Annotated in this window: 13 protein-coding genes; 7 read left to right on the forward strand and 6 right to left on the reverse strand. The window is 71.9% G+C overall.

Annotation, left to right across the window (positions count from 1 at the left end):
- Positions 1–8: 8 nt before the first annotated feature.
- Positions 9–602, reverse strand: a complete 594-nt coding sequence (gene def, locus Talka_RS10890; RefSeq protein WP_143891350.1) for a peptide deformylase — start codon at positions 600–602, stop codon at positions 9–11.
- Between the two features lie 113 nt (positions 603–715).
- On the opposite strand from def, the gene Talka_RS10895 reads away from it, so the two are divergent.
- Together Talka_RS10895 and dprA are read left to right on the forward strand one after the other, a co-directional pair.
- Complete coding sequence (locus Talka_RS10895) at positions 716–1,933, forward strand: LysM peptidoglycan-binding domain-containing protein (protein ID WP_425472682.1); 1,218 nt, start codon at positions 716–718, stop codon at positions 1,931–1,933.
- Between the two features lie 7 nt (positions 1,934–1,940).
- Positions 1,941–3,062: a DNA-processing protein DprA gene (gene dprA, locus Talka_RS10900; protein ID WP_143891352.1), complete on the forward strand. Its 1,122-nt coding sequence runs from the start codon at positions 1,941–1,943 to the stop codon at positions 3,060–3,062.
- A gap of 69 nt (positions 3,063–3,131) precedes the next feature.
- Here the strand turns inward: dprA and secF are convergent, their stop codons facing one another.
- From secF to Talka_RS10925, 5 genes are all read right to left on the reverse strand, one after another.
- Positions 3,132–4,085: a protein translocase subunit SecF gene (gene secF, locus Talka_RS10905; protein WP_143891353.1), complete on the reverse strand. Its 954-nt coding sequence runs from the start codon at positions 4,083–4,085 to the stop codon at positions 3,132–3,134.
- A 28-nt stretch (positions 4,086–4,113) separates the two neighbouring features.
- A complete protein-coding gene (gene secD, locus Talka_RS10910; RefSeq protein WP_143891354.1) occupies positions 4,114–5,988 on the reverse strand; it encodes a protein translocase subunit SecD in 1,875 nt (624 codons plus the stop codon).
- A complete protein-coding gene (gene yajC, locus Talka_RS10915) occupies positions 5,985–6,305 on the reverse strand; it encodes a preprotein translocase subunit YajC (RefSeq protein ID WP_143891355.1) in 321 nt (106 codons plus the stop codon). The genes secD and yajC overlap by 4 nt, the downstream gene beginning before the upstream one ends.
- A 119-nt stretch (positions 6,306–6,424) precedes the next feature.
- Positions 6,425–7,393: a DMT family transporter gene (locus Talka_RS10920; protein WP_143891378.1), complete on the reverse strand. Its 969-nt coding sequence runs from the start codon at positions 7,391–7,393 to the stop codon at positions 6,425–6,427.
- A 130-nt stretch (positions 7,394–7,523) separates the two neighbouring features.
- Positions 7,524–11,168: an indolepyruvate ferredoxin oxidoreductase family protein gene (locus Talka_RS10925; RefSeq protein WP_143891356.1), complete on the reverse strand. Its 3,645-nt coding sequence runs from the start codon at positions 11,166–11,168 to the stop codon at positions 7,524–7,526.
- 331 nt (positions 11,169–11,499) lie between these two features.
- On the opposite strand from Talka_RS10925, the gene Talka_RS10930 reads away from it, so the two are divergent.
- From Talka_RS10930 to pgi, 5 genes are read left to right on the forward strand one after another with little or no spacing between them, the layout of a single operon-like run.
- Positions 11,500–14,457 carry a bifunctional diguanylate cyclase/phosphodiesterase gene (locus tag Talka_RS10930; protein ID WP_185970144.1) on the forward strand — a complete coding sequence of 986 codons (2,958 nt, stop codon included), beginning with the start codon at positions 11,500–11,502 and terminating at the stop codon, positions 14,455–14,457.
- Positions 14,458–14,471: 14 nt separating this feature from the next.
- Positions 14,472–15,098, forward strand: coding sequence for a MarC family protein (locus Talka_RS10935; RefSeq protein ID WP_143891358.1), 627 nt, complete (start codon positions 14,472–14,474; stop codon positions 15,096–15,098).
- Positions 15,099–15,157: 59 nt separating this feature from the next.
- Positions 15,158–15,670 carry a low molecular weight protein-tyrosine-phosphatase gene (locus tag Talka_RS10940; RefSeq protein WP_143891359.1) on the forward strand — a complete coding sequence of 171 codons (513 nt, stop codon included), beginning with the start codon at positions 15,158–15,160 and terminating at the stop codon, positions 15,668–15,670.
- A complete protein-coding gene (locus Talka_RS10945) occupies positions 15,667–16,863 on the forward strand; it encodes a CaiB/BaiF CoA transferase family protein (protein ID WP_143891360.1) in 1,197 nt (398 codons plus the stop codon). The genes Talka_RS10940 and Talka_RS10945 overlap by 4 nt, the downstream gene beginning before the upstream one ends.
- A 41-nt stretch (positions 16,864–16,904) precedes the next feature.
- On the forward strand, positions 16,905–18,539 hold the full coding sequence (pgi, locus tag Talka_RS10950; RefSeq protein WP_185970145.1) for a glucose-6-phosphate isomerase: 1,635 nt from the start codon (positions 16,905–16,907) through the stop codon (positions 18,537–18,539).
- The last annotated feature ends 19 nt before the right edge of the window (positions 18,540–18,558 follow it).

An 18,558-nucleotide genomic window follows, 5' to 3' on the forward strand; every position in this document is an offset into this window, starting at 1 on the left:
CGGCGCGGTCAAGCCGACGTCTCCGCCGGCGCTGCACGGCGCGACCGCGTCGCGGGCGCGGCGGGCCGGTGAACCTCCCGCTGCGCTTCACGCTGAGCCTTGAGCAGCTTGGCGCGGATGCGCTCGCGCTTCAGCGGCGAGAGGTATTCGACAAACACCTTGCCCATCAGGTGATCCATCTCGTGCTGGATGCACACTGCCAGCAACCCCTCAGCCTCGATCACGCGGCTCGCGCCGTGCTCGTCCAGCGCGCGCACGCGCACCGCCACCGAGCGCTCCACGCCATCGTAGATGCCGGGCACCGACAGGCAGCCCTCCTCGCCCTTGCGCTTTTCCTCGCTGGCCCACTCGATCTCGGGGTTGATCAGCACCAGCGGCTGGTCGCGGGTGTCGCTGACGTCGATGACGACGATGCGCTCGTGAATGTCAACCTGCGTGGCCGCCAACCCGATGCCGTTGGCCGCATACATCGTGGCGAACATGCGCCGCACGATCTTGCGCACGCGCTCGTCCACTTGCGCCACGGGCCGCGCCACGGTCCGCAGGCGCGGATCGGGGTAACGCAAAATCGGGTAAGGTTCAAGGTTCGAATCAAGTGGCATCATTGTCGCCATTTTGCCGATTTTTGACCGTCCAAGCCAGCGGCCGTGTCGCGTTGGCATTGTCAGAATCAGGGGCAAGACGGACAATCGGCATGGGAGGCTTGCCAGACACCATGCATCCATTGCAAAGACGTTGGCCGAGCTGGCCACGGCGCCAGGCCATCCGCGCGTTGGCCCTGACGGCCTGCTGGCCCGCCCTCGGGTGGGCGCAAACAGCGGGCCGCTACCCTATCACTCCCCAGCAGCGGCGAATCGCCCAACACGTGGCCCAGATGGGCGTGCCCTGGGGCGAGCTTGCCGCCGACGCACCGGCCCGCTACACCGTGCAGCGCGGCGACACGTTATGGGGGATTGCCGCCCGCTTTTTGCAGCAGCCATGGCGCTGGCCTGAGCTGTGGGGCATGAATTTGGAGCAAATCCGCAATCCCCACCTGATCTACCCCGGCCAGGTGTTGGTGCTGACGCGCGCGGGCGACCGCGCGCGGCTGGAGTTGGCCGGCGACGAGCCGCCCCTGGTTAAGCTGTCGCCGCGGGTGCGGGCCGAAGCGTTGGACGAAGCCATTCCCGCACTGCCGCCGCAGGTCATCGAGCCGTTTTTGGCCGACGTGGCGGTGGTCGATCCGCAGGCGCACGCGCAGGCCCCACGGTTGGTGGCGGGCCCGGAGCAACGCGTGCTGCTGGCCCGCGGAGACCGCGCTTACGCGCGCGGTCAAACCGGGCAAGGCGCCACGCTAGCCGGCGAGCCGCTGGAGGCAGACCGCGGCGAGCGCCGGCTGCTGGACATTTACCGGCAAGCCCAACCGCTGCGCGACCCGCAGACGGGCGAGCTGCTCGGCTACGAAGCGCAACGGGTGGGCCAGGCAAGGCTGGTGCGCCCCGAACGGCAGGAGCTCGACGCCCAAGGTCGCCCAACGCTGGAGCCGGCCACCGTGGACATCGTGCAAGCGCGCGAAGAAATTCGCCTCGGCGACCGGCTGTTGCCGGCCCGAATGCGAGAGCGCCAACCTTACATCCCCCACGCGCCCGCCGACGAGGTGGAGGGCCAAGTGGTCAAAGTGCACGGCAATGCGATGCAGATGGCGGGGCAGTTTCAAGTGGTGGCGCTCAACCGGGGCCGCGAGCACGGGCTGGAAAACGGCCATGTGCTGGCGCTGCTCAAAAATCGCGCTCGCGTCGCCGACCGCACCGACGAAACCCGTGCCGAGCTGTTGTTGCCCGGCGAGCGCAACGGCGTGATGATGGTGTTCCGCACCTTCGAGCGCGTGGCCTACGCGCTGGTGCTGCAAGTCACCGACGGCGTCAAGGTCGGCGACCGCTTCACCAACCCCTGACGGGCCGATGGCACCGCAGGACTGGGAGGACTGGCTGCGCCTGCTGACCACCGACGGCGTCGGCACGGCCACGGCGCGGCGGCTGCTGGCGGCCTTCGGCCCGCCGGGGCAGGTGCTGGCGCAGCCGCTGGCCGAACTCGGCCGCGTGGCCGGCGAGGCGGTCGCCCGGCGCCTGCGCCAGACGCCCCCCGGCTGGGAGGCGCTGCGCGCGCAGACCGCCGCGTGGCTGGCGCAGCCGGGACATCACCTGATCGCGCTGGGCGAGCCGGCCTACCCGGCGGCCCTGCTGGCCACGCCCGACCCGCCGGTGCTGCTGCACGTGGCGGGCGACCCGGCGGCGCTGGCGGCGCTGCGGGCGCTGGCCATCGTCGGCAGCCGCCACGCCACGCCGCAGGGACTGGCCAACGCGCGCGCGTTCGCCGCGGAGCTGGCCGCACGCGGGGTGGCGATCGTGTCGGGGCTGGCGGCCGGCATCGACGGCGCCGCGCACGAGGGCGCGCTGCAGGCCGGCGGGGTGACGGTCGCGGTGGTCGGCACCGGCGCCGACCGCGTCTATCCGGCGCGCCACCAGGCGCTGGCGCGCCGCCTCGTCGAAGCCGGCGGGGCTATCGTGAGCGAATACCCGCTCGGCACGCCGCCGCTGGCGGCGAACTTTCCGCGTCGCAACCGGCTGATTGCCGGGCTGACGCACGGCACGCTGGTGGTGGAGGCGGCGCTGGACTCCGGCTCGCTGATCACGGCGGAGCTGGCCGCGCAGATGGGGCGCGAGGTGTTCGCGATCCCCGGCTCGATCCATGCGCCGCAGTCGCGCGGCTGCCACGCGCTGATCCGCCAGGGCGCCAAGCTGGTCGAGACGGTGGAGCACATCGAGGAGGAGCTGCGCGCCGTCTGGGGCCGGCTGGAGGCCCCTGCACCGCGGCCCGATACGCCCGCCGGCGCCGCGGCGCCGGCGGACGAGGCCGACCCGGTGCTGCGCGCGCTCGGGCACGACCCGCTCGACTTCGACGCGCTGCAGGCCCGCTGCGGCTGGGACACGGCGGCGCTGCAGGCGCACCTGCTGGCGCTGGAGCTGGACGGCGTGGTGGCGCGGCTGCCCGGTGGGCGGCTGCAGCGCGTCGCGCGCGCCTGAGGCCGCTGCCCCCGCCGCCGCACGCCCCGGGGGCGGCCGGGCGCGCCGCGCGGCGGTTGCGGCGGCGCGTCAGACCACCGCGCCGGCGTTGGGGTCGTTCGGGTCGCCCTTGGCGGCGGCGGCCTTGACGAGATCCTCGCGCCGCACGCCGAGCCACATCGCCACGCCGGCGGCGACGAACACCGACGAGTAGATGCCGAACAGGATGCCGATGGTCAGCGCCAGCGCGAAGTAGTGCAGCGTTGGCCCGCCAAAGATCAGCATCGACAGCACCATCGCCTCGGTGGAGCCGTGCGTGATGATGGTGCGGCTCATCGTCGAGGTGATGGCGTAGTCGATCACCTCGCGCGTCGTCATCTTGCGCTGGCGGCGGAAGGTCTCGCGGATGCGGTCGAAGATGACCACCGACTCGTTGACCGAGTAGCCCAGCACCGCCAGCACCGCCGCCAGCACCGCCAGCGAAAACTCCCACTGGAAGAACGCGAAGAAGCCGAGGATGATGACGACGTCGTGCAGGTTGGCCACGATGGCCGCCAGCGCGAACTTCCACTCGAAGCGCACGGCGAGGTAGAGCATGATGCCGCCGATGACGAAGGCCAGCGCCAGCAGGCCGTTTTCCACCAGCTCGCGCCCGACCTGCGGGCCGACGTACTCGGTGCGGCGCAGCTCCACCTCGGGCGTGTGCGCGCGCAGCGCCGCCAGCAGCTGCTCGCTCTGCTGGCCCGACGACAGCCCCTCGCGCAGCGGCAGGCGCAGCAGCACGTCGCGCGCGCTGCCGAAATGCTGCACCGGCACCTCGCCGTAGCCGAGCTGCGCCACCACCGCGCGCACCTGGCCGAGGTCGGCCGGCTGCGGGTACGACACCTCCACCACCGTGCCGCCGGTGAACTCCACCGACAGGTTCAGCCCCCGCGTGACGAGGAACACCACCGCCAGCACGAAGGTAACCAGCGACACCAGGTTGAGCGCCAGCATGTGGCGCGTGAACGGGATCGTGCGCTGCTGAAAGCGGAAGAATTCCATCGTCGCCTCTCGTCCTGCGCGCTGCCGCTTAAGCGCCCTTGCCGCCGCCGGCCGGCATCGGGATGCCGATGGCGATCGACTTCAGCTTGCGCTGCCGCCCGTACCACAGGTTGACCAGCCCGCGCGAGAACATCACCGCCGAGAACATGCTGGTCAGGATGCCGATGCAGTGCACCACCGCGAAGCCGCGCACCGGCCCGGAGCCGAACGTCAGCAGCGCCAGCCCCGCCAGCAGCGAGGTCAGGTTGGAGTCCACGATGGTGCCCCAGGCGTGCTCGTAGCCCTTGTGGATGGCCGTCTGCGGCGCCGAGCCGTTGCGCAGCTCCTCGCGGATGCGCTCGTTGATCAGCACGTTGGCATCGATCGCCATGCCCAGCGTCAAGGCGATGGCCGCGATGCCGGGCAAGGTGAGCGTAGCCTGCAGCAGCGACAGGATCGCCACCAGCAAGAGCAGGTTGAACGCCAGCGCCAGGCTCGAAATGAGGCCGAAGAAGGTGTAATACACGCACATGAAGGCCACCACCGCCACGAAACCCCACACGACGCTGTGGAAGCCCATGCGGATGTTGTCGGCGCCCAGGCTCGGGCCGATCGTGCGCTCCTCGACGATCTCCATCGGCGCGGCCAGCGCGCCGGCGCGCAGCAGCAGCGCGGTGTCGTTGGCCTCCTGCGTCGTCATGCGGCCGGAGATCTGCACGCGCCCGCCGCCGATCTCGGTGCGGATCACCGGCGCAGTCACCACCTCGCCGCGGCCCTTCTCGAACAGCAGGATTGCCATGCGCTTGCCGACGTTGTCGCGCGTGACGTCGCGGAAGATGCGCGCGCCCTTGCCGTCCAGCGTCAGGTTGACCACCGGCTCCTGCGTCTGGCTGTCGAAGCCCGCCTGCGCGTCGGTGAGGTTGTCGCCGGTCAGGATCACCTCGCGCTTGACGATCACCGGGCGGCCATTGCGGTCGAGGTAGCGTTCGGAGCCGAACGGCACCGGGGCGTTGGGGTCGCGCTCGGCGGCCAGCCCCTCGGGGCTTTCGTCCACCATGCGGATCTCCAGCGTGGCCGTGCGGCCGAGGATGTCCTTGGCCTTGGCGGTGTCCTGCACGCCGGGCAGCTGCACGACGATGCGGTCCAGCCCCTGCTGCTGGATCACCGGCTCCGCGACGCCCAGCTCGTTGATGCGGTTGTGCAGCGTCAGGATGTTCTGCTTGAGCGCCTGCTCCTGCAGGCGGCGCGCGGCCTCGGGCCGCAGCGTCAGGGCGAGCACCGTCTCCTCACCGTCGCGGCGCTGCACCAGCTGCACGTCGGGCTGCTCGCGCGCGATCAGGTCGGCGGCGCGCGCGGCGGTGTCGGCATCGCGCACGCGCACCAGCACCTCGGCGCCTTCGCGGCGCACGCCGCCGTGACGCACGTCGCGCTCGCGCAGCAGCGTGCGCAGCTCCGCCACCAGCGCGTCCAGCCGCTTGGTGGCCGCCGCAGCCATATCCACCTGCAGCAGGAAGTGCACGCCGCCGCGCAGGTCCAGGCCCAGGTACATCGGCTGCGCGCCCAATGCCTGCAGCCACGCCGGCGTGCGCGGCAGGAGGTTGAGCGCCACCACGTAGCCGGGGTTGGCGGGGTCGGGGTTGAGCGCGCGCTCCAGCGCGTCGCGCGCGCGGATCTGCTGCTCGGTGGATTCAAAGCGCGCCTTCAGCGTGCCGCCGTCGAGCTGCAGCGCCTGCGGCTGCAGCTGCGCCTGGGCCAGCGCCGCCTCCACGCGCGCCAGCAGCGCCTCGTCGAGCCGCTGCGCCGCACGCGCGGCGGAAACCTGCACCGCCGGCGCCTCGCCGAAGAAGTTCGGCAGCGCGTAAACAGTGGCCAGCAGCAGCGCCACCGCCAGGATGGCGTACTTCCACCAGGCGTAACGGTTCACTTGATCGTGCCCTTGGGCAGCACCTGCGCCACCGCGGTGCGCTGCAGCTGCACCTCGATGCCGTCGGCCAGCTCAATGGCGATGTAGGGGTCGCCGAGCCTGGTCACCTTGCCCAGCAGCCCCCCGGCGGTGAGCACCTCATCACCCTTGGCCAGCGCGTCGATCATGGCTTTGTGCTCCTTCTGCCGCTTGAGCTGGGGCCGGATCATCACGAACCACAGCACCACGAACATCAGCAACAGCGGCAGCAGACTGACCAGCGCCGAGGGCGCGTCGCCGCCCGCGGCGGCTTGAGCGTAAGCGTTGGAAATGAACACGTTGGTTTTCCTCACAAGAGGCCGCGGCGGCCATGAAGTTGCCCGGGGCGCGGCCTGCACAAACTTTCTGCCAGCGTGGCATTGTAGCGGCGGGGGCAAGGCCAACCTGCCTTCTCGATTCAATCCGGGTGCGCCTGCGCGATCACCGCCTCGGGCCGCGCGCGCACGCCCCACAGCACGCCGGCCACCAGCAGCGCGATGCCCACGAGCGCCGCCGGCGCCGGCCCCTGGCCGCGCCACAGGTAGGCGTACAGCAGCGCGGCCAGCGTCTCGAACACGATCAGCTGCCCGGCCAGCGCGGTCGGCAGCCGCTGGCTGGCGGCGTTCCAGCACAGCGTGCCGAGCCACGAGGCCAGCAGCCCGAGCGCGGCCATCAACAGCACGAACGCCTCGGGCCGCGGCCCGAGCGGCTGCACCGGCCCCGGCCCGCCCCAGGCGCCCCACGCCAGCAGCAGCGCGTAGCCGGCCAGCGCCAGCGGCAGCGTGGCCAACCCCTGCGCGGTGGACCAGGCGCGCGCGCTGCGCTGCGGGTGCGCGCGCAGCCAGTCGGCGTTGCGCAGCGGGTACCACGTCCAGCACGCCACCGCGCCGGCGGCCAGCAGCGCCCCCAGCAGGTAGTCCGCCACGCGCCGCGCCGGGTCGGCGCGCACCGCCTGCAGCTCCACGTGGTTGACCAGCGCGATGCCGGCGACGATCAGCACGAGCGCCGGCAACAGCTGGCGCCATGGCAGGCGCCCGTCGCGCGCGGCGTCGCGCCGGTTGGCCACCACGGCGATCACCACCGGCAGCGTGCCGATGATGACGGTGGACAGCGGCCCGCCGGTGCGCTGGATCGAGCTGGCCAGCAGCAGGTAATACAGCAGGTTGCCGGCCAACGCCAGCTCCAGCGCATGCAACCAGTCGGCGCGGCGCAGGTGGCGCAGCTCGTGGCGGTCGATCCACGCCAGCGGCAGGCACAGCAGGCCGAAGGCCAGGTAGCGCCCGACCGTCAGCAGCGCGGCCGGGTAGTCCGGCAGCATCAGCGGCGCGACGAACACCAGCCCCCACAGCAGCCCGGCGGCCAGCGCCCACGCCACGCCGGCGCCCACGCCCGCTGCCACCCTACCGTTGTCGCCGTCCGTCCGCCGCATGCCGACCCGCCTGTCGTGTCCACGAGGGCCCAAAGTGTAGGGGCGGCACGGGGGCGCCGCCGCCGGCGGCGTCGGGCACGCGACAGCCTCAGGCGGCGCGGGCGGAGGCCGGGGCGTCGTCGGCGCGGCTCTCGCCGGCGCGCCAGCGGCGGCGCAGCTCGTCCCAGCGCGGGCGCGCGGCCTGCAGGTGGCGCAGCTTGACGTGGCCAAAACCCCGCACCTGCTCGGGCCAGCGCGCGATCGCCAGCGCCAGCGGCAGCCGCTCGGGCTTGAGGCCGGCCAGCACCTCCTCGATCGCCTGCTCGTACTCGCGGATCAACGCGCGCTCCAGGCGCCGCTCCTCGGTGTGGCCGAACGGGTCGAGCCAGGTGCCGCGCAGCCGCCGCGCGCGCGCCAGCCAGCGCATCGCCGTCAGCATCCACGGGCCGAACGGGCGCTTGAGCAGCTCGCCGCGCTCGTTGCGCCGCGCCAGCAGCGGCGGCGCAAGATGAAAAGTCAGGCGCGGCGCGCCGTCGAACTGCTCGCGCAGCCGCTGTAGGAAGACGCCGTCGGTGTAGAGGCGCGCGACCTCATACTCGTCCTTGATCGCCAGCAGCCGCCCGTATTGCTGCGCCACCGCGCGCGCCAGCTCGCCGCGGCCGCCGCAGGCGCTCTCCGTCTGCTGCACGCGGCGCACCAGCGCCTCGTAGCGCTGCGCGTACGCGGCATCCTGGTAGCCGGTCAGGTGCTCCACCCAGGTGCGCACGGTCTGCTCCAGCGTCGGCGTACGGTGCAGCGGCACCACCTGCGCCGGGGTGAGCAGCCGCTGCACCGCGGCCGGGTCGTGCGCGGCGCGCCGGCCCCACTCGAAGGCGGCCTTGTTGGCGGCCACCGCCACGCCGTTCAGCTCGATCGCGCGCTCGATCGTCTCGCGCCGCAGCGGGATCCAGCCCTTCTGCCACGCGTAGCCGAGCACCATCGGGTTGACGTAGAGCGTGTCGCCCAGCACCTTCAGCGCCAGCGCCTCGGCATCGAAGGCGCCGACGGCGTCGGCGCCGACCGCCTCGGTGATCACCGCCACGCAGCGTGCCGACGGATTGCGCCAGTCGGGATCCTGCACGAAGGCCGCCGTCGGCGTGGCCTGCGCGTTGAGCGCCACGCGCGTGCGCCCGGGCAGGGTGCGCGCCAGCGTCTCGGCGCCGGCGGCCACGATCGGGTCGCAGGCCAGGATGAGGTCGGCGGCGGCGCTTGGCACGCGGGTCGTCAGGATGTCGTCCTGGCGCGCGCCGATCAGCACATGGCTCCAGGTGGCGCCGCCTTTTTGCGCCAGGCCCGCCGCGTCCTGCGTGACGATGCCCTTGCCCTCCAGATGCGCGGCCACGCCGAGGATCTGGCCGATGGTGATGACGCCGGTGCCGCCCACCCCCGCCACGACGATGCCCCAGGCGCCGCCGCCCGGCTGCAACGCAGGCAGCGCCGGCTCGGGCAGCGGCGGCAGGTCCTTGAGGTCGGGGGCGCCCGCGTCACGGCCCGGCTTGCGCGGCTTGACGCCAGCGACGGTGACGAAGCTCGGGCAGAAGCCCTTGACGCACGAATCGTCCTGGTTGCAGGTGCTCTGGTTGATCGTGCGCTTGCGCCCGAGCGGCGTCTCCAGCGGTTCGACGCTTAAGCAGTTGCTCTGCACGCCGCAGTCGCCGCAGCCCTCGCAGATGCGCTCGTTGATGACGACGCGCGCCGCCGCCTCGGCCATCAGGCCGCGCTTGCGGCGGCGGCGCTTCTCGGTGGCGCAGGTCTGGTCGTAGATGATGGCGGTCACGCCCTCGGTGTCGCGGCACTCGCGCTGCACGCGATCCAATTCGTCGCGGTGCAGCACCGGCACATCAGGCGGCAGCGTCAGCGTCACGCCGCCCGGCGTGACGTGGCGCACGCCATGGTATTTCGCCGGCTCGTCGGTGACGATGAACAGCTTGCGCACGCCTTCGCTGCGCAGGCTGTGCACGATCTGCAGCACCGAGTGCCCTTCCGGCCGCTCGCCGACCGGCTGGCCGCCGGTCATCGCCACGGCGTCGTTGTAGAGGATCTTGTAGGTGATGTTGACGCCGGCGGCGATGGCCTGGCGGATGGCCAGCAGACCGCTGTGGAAGTAGGTGCCGTCGCCGAGGTTGGCAAAGATGTGCTTTTCGTTCGTGAACGGCTGCTGCCCGATCCATGGCACGCCCTCGCCGCCCATCTGGGTGAAGGCCACCGTCTGGCGGTTCATCCAGATCGCCATATAGTGGCAGCCGATGCCGGCCATGGCGCGCGAGCCCTCCGGCACGCGGGTGGAGGTGTTGTGCGGGCAGCCCGAGCAGAACCACGGCAGCCGCTGCGCTTCGCCGCCATGCAGCTGGATCGGCTGCAGCGCGCGCTCGCGCGCCTCGATCCGCGCCAGACGCTGCTGCACGCGCGCGGCCACGTCGCTGCCCTCGGGCAGGATGCCGAGCCGCATCAGCCGCCGCGCCAGCGCGCGCGCGATGATGGCCGGCGTCAGGTCCGCGTTGGCGCGCAGCAGCGTGTGGGCGCTGGGGTTCGGCACCGACCACTCGCCGCCGGTGTGGTCGCCCTCGATCTCGTCGAACTTGCCGAGCACGTCCGGGCGCACGTCGGGACGCCAGTTGTAGAGCTCTTCCTTGAGCTGGTACTCGATGACCTGGCGCTTTTCCTCCACCACCAGGATCTCGCGCAGCCCCTCGGCGAAGGCGCGCGTGATCTGCGCCTCCAGCGGCCAGACCACCGCCACCTTGTGCACGCGGATGCCGAGCTGCCGGCAGGTGGCCTCGTCCAGCCCCAGGTCGTGCAGCGCCTGGCGCAGGTCGTTGTAGGCCTTGCCGCTGGCGATGAGGCCGTAGCGGTCGTGGGGCCCCTCGATGACGTTGTGGTTGAGCCGGTTGGCCCGCACGTACGCCAGCGCCGCATACCACTTATAGTCCATCAAGCGCGCCTCCTGCTCCAGCGGCGCGTCCGGCCAGCGGATGTGCACGCCGCCCGGGGGCATCTCGAAGTCGTCCGGCCGCGCGATGCGCACGCGCTCGGGGTCGATCTCCACCGTAGCGCTGGACTCGACGATCTCCTGGATCGTCTTCATGCCGGTCCACACGCCGGCGTAGCGGCTCATCGCCCAGGCGTGCAGGCCCAGGTCCAGGATCTCCTGGACGCTGGCCGGAAAGAACACCGGCAGCCCACAGGCCTTGAAGATGTGGTCGCTCTGGTGCGCGGCGGTGGAGCTCTTGGCCACGTGGTCGTCGCCGGCCACCGCGATCACGCCGCCCCACGGCGTGGTGCCGGCCAGGTTGGCGTGCTTGAAGACGTCGCTGCAGCGGTCCACCCCCGGCCCCTTGCCATACCAAAGGCCAAAGACCCCGTCGTAGCGGGCGCTGCCGGGCGGCGCAAAACCCAGCTGCTGCGTGCCCCAGACGGCGGTGGCGGCCAGCTCCTCGTTGACGCCGGGCTGGAAAACGATGTGGTGAGCCTTCAGGTGCTCGCGCGCCTTCCACAGCGCCTGGTCGTAGCCGCCCAGCGGCGAGCCGCGGTAGCCGCTGATGAAGCCGGCGGTGTGCTTGCCGGCCAGGGCGTCGCGCTGCCGTTGCAGCATCGGCAGGCGCACCAGCGCCTGGATGCCGCTCATGAAGGCGCGACCGCGCGGCAGGGCGTATTTGTCCTCCAGGGTAACGGTGCGCAATGCATGCTGCACCGCTTCGGGCAAGGCCGTGGTCATGGCAGTGGTCTCCTCGGTCAACAACGGGCCGGTCAGCCCCCACCGGGCGGCGGGCCTGCCCAACGGCCCAAAGTGACCGTGCGCCGGGATCGCCGGCGACGGCACCTGCTTGGCAGCCCGCCCGGGCTTAGCACGCAGTTTAGGCGCCGCGCGCGCGGCGCGCGAGCCCATAGCCCCAGGCTCGCCGCCTCTTTTCGGGTAAACCCCTAGGGTTTCACTGAAAAATCCGGGGTTTCGCGCTGTGGCCATGCCCAACGCTGAAGCGGCCTTGGCCCTGCCTGACCGCCCTGAGCGCCGCGGTGCTACAGTGCAAGCCGCCTGTTCGTTGACGATGAGCGCTGCCCCGACCTCCTCCGATGCCCCCGCCGCCGATCGACTCCGGGCGGCGCTGCGCGCCCTCGTGGCGACGGCAGGCACGGCCGCAGCCTATGCTGTGGCCGGCTGGTTGGCGCTGCAGCTGCGCGTGCCGCCGGACTATGCGATCGTGGTGTTTTTTCCGGCTGGCGTGGCCGCTGGCGCGGCCTTGGTGGTGGGCTGGACGGCGTTGCCCGGAGTCCTGATCGGGTCGCTGGCCGTGCAAGCGATGGCGCACCAAGCCGTGGGCGCCGACTGGCGACACTGGGGCGTGCTGGCGCCGGCGCTGGGCGCCACCGCCATGGCGGCCTGGTCGGCCTGGGCCGTGCGGCGCTGGGTGGGCTACCCCTCGGCGCTGGATGAGCCCCCGCAGGTGCTGCGGCTGTTGTTTATCGTGTTGCCGGCTAGCAGTCTGATCAACGCCAGCGTGGCCGTGCCTGCTTTGGTGTGGCACGGCGTCATCGCCCCGGGCGACGCCTGGATCCAGTGGACCGCCTGGTGGCTCGGCGATGCGCTGGGCGCGGTGCTGTTGGTGCCGTTGGCGCTGGTGCTGCTCGGCCAGCCGCGCGACGCCTGGCGCGCCCGGCGCTGGAGCGTCGGCGTGCCGTTGGCGTTGGCGCTCGGGTTGGCGGCGACGGTGGTGCACGTGCTGGCCGCGGCGCAGACCGAGCGTTTGCGCATGCGGGTGGAGCAAATCGGGCACCAGGCCGCCCAGACGGTGCAGCGGCGGTTGGATGCGCAGCTGGATGCGCTGCAGGCGCTGGGCCAACTGCTGGCCCGCGACCCGCACCTGGATCCGGTCGAATTTGAGCACGCTGCCGGCGTGTGGCTGCGGCGCTACCCCGGCACCCAAAACTTTGCCTACAACTGGCGGGTTCGCCATGCAGAGCGGCATCGCTACGAGTGCTGCGAACCCGGCTGGCCGATCATGGCGCGTGATGCCCAGGGACAGCGTTGGCCCGCGCCTGCAGCGGAGGAATACCTGGTCATCACCCGCGTGGCTCCCGTCGATGGCAACACCACAGCGCTCGGGCTGGACGTCTGGAGCTACGAGCCGCTGCGCCGCGCGGTGCAAGCGGCGCTGGACAGCGGTCAGCCGCGCGCCACCGAGCCGATCCGCCTGGTGCAGGAACCCGGTCGTCAGCGTGGCGTGGTGATCTACCACGCGGTGCGCGAGCCCACCGGCGAGCATGATTGGATCGGCGTGGTCTCCAGCGCGCTGCGCTTGGACGACATGCTGCGCACCACGCTGGAGCCGCTGCCGCTGCAAGGGCTGGCGGCCTGCCTGATCGACTTGGACGCCGCCGAGCGACCGCAGCGCCTGGCCGGCCCCGAAGGCTGCGAAGCCGCCGCGTCTGAAGCGCCGCTGCAGGCGCGCACGGCGTGGCCGTTGCGCCTGGCGCAGCGCAGCTGGCTGCTGCAGCTGGACGGCACCGCCGCCTTTTGGCGCCAGAGCGCCGCGGACACCCGCCTGCACTTGACCGCCAGCCTGGGTTTTTTGGCGGTGGCGCTGTTGGGCGCGTTTGTGCTGGTGACCACCGGGCAGCAGCGCCGCGTGGAACAGCTGGTGCGCGAGCGCACACTGGAGCTGGCGCACAGCCACGCCCAGCTGCAGCAACTGGCGCACTACGACACCTTGACCGGGCTGGTCAACCGCCAACGTTGGGCGGAGCTGGCCCGCAGCGTGCTGGACAGCGCGCGCCAGCAGGGCCGGGAGGTGGCGGTGGCGTATTTGGATTTGGACCGTTTCAAGCACGTCAACGACAGCCTTGGACACGCGCAGGGCGACCGGCTGTTGCAAGCGGTGGCCGCGCGGCTGCAAGCCTGCTTGCGCGCGCGCGACGTGCCGGCGCGCTTTGGCGGCGATGAATTTGTGGTGCTGTTGCCGTGGGTGAAGGGGCGCGAAGCCGCAGCGGTGGTGGCGCGCAAGATCGTGCGCGCGCTGGACACCTCGATTGAGCTGGACGGCGCGCGCGTGCGCATCGGGGCAAGCCTCGGCGTGGCGCTGTACCCGCACGACGCCACCGACCTCGAGACGCTGCTGCGCCATGCCGACACCGCGATGTACGCCGCCAAAGCCGCCGGGCGCAACCAGTGGCGCTTCTTTGAGCCGTCGATGCACGCGCAGGTGTCGCGCCGGCTGGCGCTGGAGTCGGCGCTGCGCGAGGCGCTGGCCGACCCGCCCGCGCACGGCCTGTACCTGGTCTATCAACCCCAAGTGGATGCCTGCGCCGGCCAGTTGGTCGGCGTGGAGGCGTTGCTGCGCTGGCAGCACCCGCAATTGGGGGCGTTGACGCCGGCGGAGTTTGTCCGCATGGCCGAAGAGGCAGGCATCATCGAGCCGCTGAGCACCTGGGTGTTGCACGAGGCGCTGGCGCAGCTGGCGCGCTGGCGCGCGCAGTCGCCGGCCTGGTCGCAGGTTCGCGTGGCGGTGAACGTGTCGGCCCATGAGTTCGCTTCCGATCTGCCGCTGCGCGTGCAGCAGGCGCTTGACGCCGCCGGGCTGCCCGCCACGGCGCTGGAGCTGGAAATCACCGAAAGCTTGCTGGTGCACGCCAGCCACGAGCTGACGCAGCGCCTGCAAGCCCTGCAGACCCTGGGCGTGCGCCTCAGCCTGGACGACTTCGGCACCGGCTACTCGAGTCTGGGGTACCTCAAACGCCTGCCGATCGGCACGCTCAAGATCGACCGCGGCTTCGTCGAGGGCATCCCGACCGACGCCGACAGCGTGGCGATCGTGCGCGCCACGCTGTCGATGGCGCACGACCTCGGCCTGACGGTGGTGGCCGAAGGCGTGGAGACGTCGGCGCAGCGCGATTTTCTCTGTCAGCACGGCTGTTGCCGGCACCAGGGGTGGCTGTACGCACCGGCCCTGTCCGCGTTGCAACTGCCGGCCTGGCTTGAGGGGTGGACATCCCAGGCCAGCCATTCCTAAACGCGCATTCGACCATGGATCTCAAGCCCCTCATCACGCTGCTGGCCATCGTCAACCCGCTGGCGATCGTGCCGTTTTTCATCCACTACACCCAGGGCATGGGCGCGCGCCAGCGCCGCCGCACCATCCTGATTTCGGCCAGCACGGCGTTTGCCGTCATCGCCGCCTGCGCGCTGGCGGGGCTGCAGATCCTGGACTTTTTCGGCATCTCGCTGGCCAGCTTCCAGGTCGGCGGCGGCATGCTGCTGCTGATGTCGGCGATGGCGATGCTCAACGCCCAGCCGGCCGAGGCCAAGACGACGCGCGAGGAGGTGGACGATGCCGCCAGCCGCGCCTCGATCGCGGTGGTGCCGCTGACGATCCCGCTGCTGACCGGGCCGGCCACCATGTCCACCGTCGTCATCTACGCCGAGCGCGCGCAGACCTTCTGGCAGCACGCGGCGCTGGTCGGCTACGGCGTGGTGGTGGCGCTGGCCACCGCAGCGTGCTTTGCGCTGGCCGAGCCGATCGCGCGCGTGCTGGGCAAAACCGGCATCAACGTCATGACGCGCCTGATGGGCCTGATCCTGGCGGCGCTGGCGGTGGAGGTGATGGCCGCGGGCTTGCAGCGGCTGTTTCCGGCGCTGGGGGCGGGGGCCTGAAGCGCCGCCGCCGCGCCAGCGCGCCCACCTTGTCATGCGGTTTCGTTACCATCGCGTGCATGCTGGATGACAACCGCCCCTTGCGCGTGCTGATGATCTGCATGGGCAACATCTGCCGCAGCCCCACCGCCCACGGGATGCTGCGGCAGCGGCTGCGCCAGCGCGGACTGCAGGGACGCATCCTGGTCGATTCGGCCGGCACGCACGGCTACCATGTCGGTCAGCCGCCGGATCCGCGCGCCCAGGCGCACGCCCGCGCGCGGGGGCTGGACCTGTCGGATCTGCGCGCGCGGCGCCTGACCGTGCAGGACTGCGAGCGGCACGACTGGCTGCTGGTGATGGACGCCGACAACGAAGCGGCAGTGCGGGCGCTGTGCCCGCCATTGCATCAACACAAAATCCATCGATTGGCGCGCTTTGCCCGCCGCCACGCGGCGCACGAGGTGCCGGACCCCTACTACGGCGGGCCGGACGGCTTCGAGCTCGTGCTTGACCTGGTCGAGGACGCCGTGGACGGCTGGCTGGATCACGTGCTGAGCCTGCACCCGCACCTGGACACCCCCGCACAATGACCTCCGACGCCCACCCCTGCCCCCGCCCCGGCCCGCTGGCCGGCGTGCGCGTGCTGGAGCTCGGCCAGCTGATCGCCGGGCCGTTCGCCGCGCGCGTGCTGGCCGACTTCGGCGCCGACGTGATCAAGATCGAACCGCCCGGCCAGGGCGACCCGCTGCGCAAGTGGCGCCTGCTGCGCGACGGCACCTCGGTGTGGTGGGAGGTGCAGTCGCGCAACAAGCGCTCGGTCTGCGCCGACCTGCGCACGTCGGAAGGCCAGGCGCTCGTGCGGCGGCTGGCCGCCGAGGCCGACGTGGTCGTCGAAAACTTCAAGCCCGGCACGCTGGAAGGCTGGGGCCTGGGCTGGGAGCAGTTGCACGCGCTCAATCCCCGGCTGATCATGCTGCGCGTCTCCGGCTACGGGCAGACCGGCCCCTACGCGCACAAGCCGGGCTTTGCGATCCTGGGCGAGGCGATGGGCGGCCTGCGCTACCTGACCGGCGAACCCGGGCGGGTGCCGGTGCGCTGCGGCGTCTCGATCGGCGACTCGATCGCCGCGCTGCACGGCGTCATCGGCGTGCTGCTGGCGCTGTACCACCGCGACGCCCGCGGCGGCGAAGGCCAGATGGTGGACGTGGCGCTGTATGAGAGCGTCTTCAACCTGATGGAAAGCCTGCTGCCCGAATACGATGCGTTTGGCGTGGTGCGCCAGCGCAGCGGCAGCGCGCTGCCCGGCATCGCGCCGTCCAACGCCTACCGCTGCCGCGCCGACGGCGACGAAGCCGAGCCCTATGTGCTGATCGGCGGCAATGGCGACGGCATCTTCCGCCGCCTGATGCAGGCGATCGGCCGCCCGGACCTGGCCGACGACCCCGAACTTGCGCACAACGACGGGCGCGCGCGCCGCGCCGCCGAGCTCGACGCCGCCATCGAAGCCTGGACGCGCCAGCGCACCGTGGCCGAGGTGATCGCCGCGCTGGAAGCCGCCGACGTGCCGGTGGGCCGCATCTACACCGCCGCCGACATCGCGCGCGACCCGCACTACGCCGCGCGCGGCATGGTGGTGCAGACCACCGACCGCGAGGGGCGAGCGCTCAAGGTGCCGGGCATCACGCCCAAGCTCAGCGCCACCCCCGGCACGCTGCGCACGCCGGCGCCGCGCCTGGGCGAGCACGGCGATGCGGTGGCGCGCGCCGGCTGGGGCGCGGCCTGAACCACCGCCGCGAGCCCGACATGACCAGGGAGGATCGACCGATGATCGACACCGCCGCCGCCCCGTGCGCGGCCCCCGTAACCGTGGCCGAAGGCTTCGTGCCGCCGCCGCAGCGCGCCGCCTGGCGCCGGCTGCAGGCGCTGGCCGCCGCGCCGCAGCCGCACCTGCGGGAGCGGCTGGCCGCGCGCGACGAGGCGCGCACCCGCGCGCTGACGTTGGAGGCCGCCGGGCTGACGCTGGACGCCACGCACCAGGCGCTGGGCCTGCCGGAATGGGCGGCGCTGCTGGCGCTGGCTGACGAGTCGCGCGTGGCGCAGCAGGCCGACGCGCTGCGCCGCGGCGCGCCCGTCAACGCCACCGAAGGCCGCGCCGCGCTGCACGTGGCGCTGCGCGGCAGCCACTGGGCCGACGCCCCATGGGGCAAGACGATCAACCGCGCCGTGCGGCAGGAGCTCGATCGCATGCTGGAGGCCGCCGAGCGGCTGCGCGCCGGCGCGTGGCTGGGCGCGGGCGGCGAGCCGATCACCGACGTCGTCAACCTCGGCATCGGCGGCTCCGACCTCGGCCCGCGCATGGCGGTGCAGGCGCTGGCGGCGCACGCGCACCCGCGGGTGCGCGTGCACTTCGTCTCCAACCCCGACGCCTGGGCGCTTTACGACACGCTGCGCCGGCTCGACCCCGCGCGCACGCTGTTCATCGTGCAGAGCAAGTCGTTCACGACGGTGGAGACGCAGCGCCTGACCGACAGCAGCCGCCGCTGGCTGGCCGATGCCGGCGTAGCCCCCGAGCGGCAGGCCCCGCACTGGATCGCCGTTACCGCGCATCCCGACCGCGCGGCGGCCTGGGGCGTGCCGCGCGCGCAGACCTTCGTGTTCTGGGACTGGGTCGGCGGACGCTACTCGCTGTGGAGCGCGATCGGCCTGCCGCTGGCGGTGACGATCGGCCGCGCGGGCTTTGAGCAGCTGCTGGCCGGCGCGCACGCGCTGGATCGCCACGCGTGGGAAGCGCCGCCCGAGCGTAACCTACCGTTGGCGCTGGCGCTGCTGGGCATCTGGAACCGCAATTTCCGCGGCTGCCCGACGCACCTGCTGGCCATTTACAGCTGGCGCCTGGGCGAATTCGCGCGGCACGTGCAGCAGCTCGACATGGAGTCCAACGGCAAGCGCGTGCATGTCAACGGCAGCGCAGTGGCGATCGACACCGGCCCGATCGTCTGGGGCGGCCAGGGGCTGGACGCGCAGCACGCCTACTTCCAGCTGCTGCACCAGGGCACGCACCGGGTGGCGGTGGACTTCATCGGCGTCTGCGAGGACGACACGCCGCTGCCAACCGTCGATGCGCACCGGCGACTCGTGCACGCCAACCTGCGCGCGCAGGCGCGGGCGCTCGCGACGGGCCGCAACGCCGAAGCCACCGCCGCCGCGCTGCGCGCCGAGGGGCTGGAGGAAGCCGAGGTGCGTCGCCTGACACCGCACCGCACCTACCCCGGCAACACGCCGAGCAACCTGCTGTGGCTGCCGCGGCTCGATCCGTTCCACCTCGGGGCGCTGGTGGCCGCCTACGAGCACAAGGTGTTTTACCAAGCTGCCATCTGGGGCATCCACCCGTTCGACCAGTGGGGCGTGGAGCTGGGCAAGACGCTGGCGCGGACGATGGACAATAGCGCCTGCCCTTGATGCATCCCTCTTGCGCTGC

It is taken from the genome of Tepidimonas alkaliphilus (assembly GCF_007556595.1).
Taxonomy (GTDB): domain Bacteria; phylum Pseudomonadota; class Gammaproteobacteria; order Burkholderiales; family Burkholderiaceae_C; genus Tepidimonas; species Tepidimonas alkaliphila.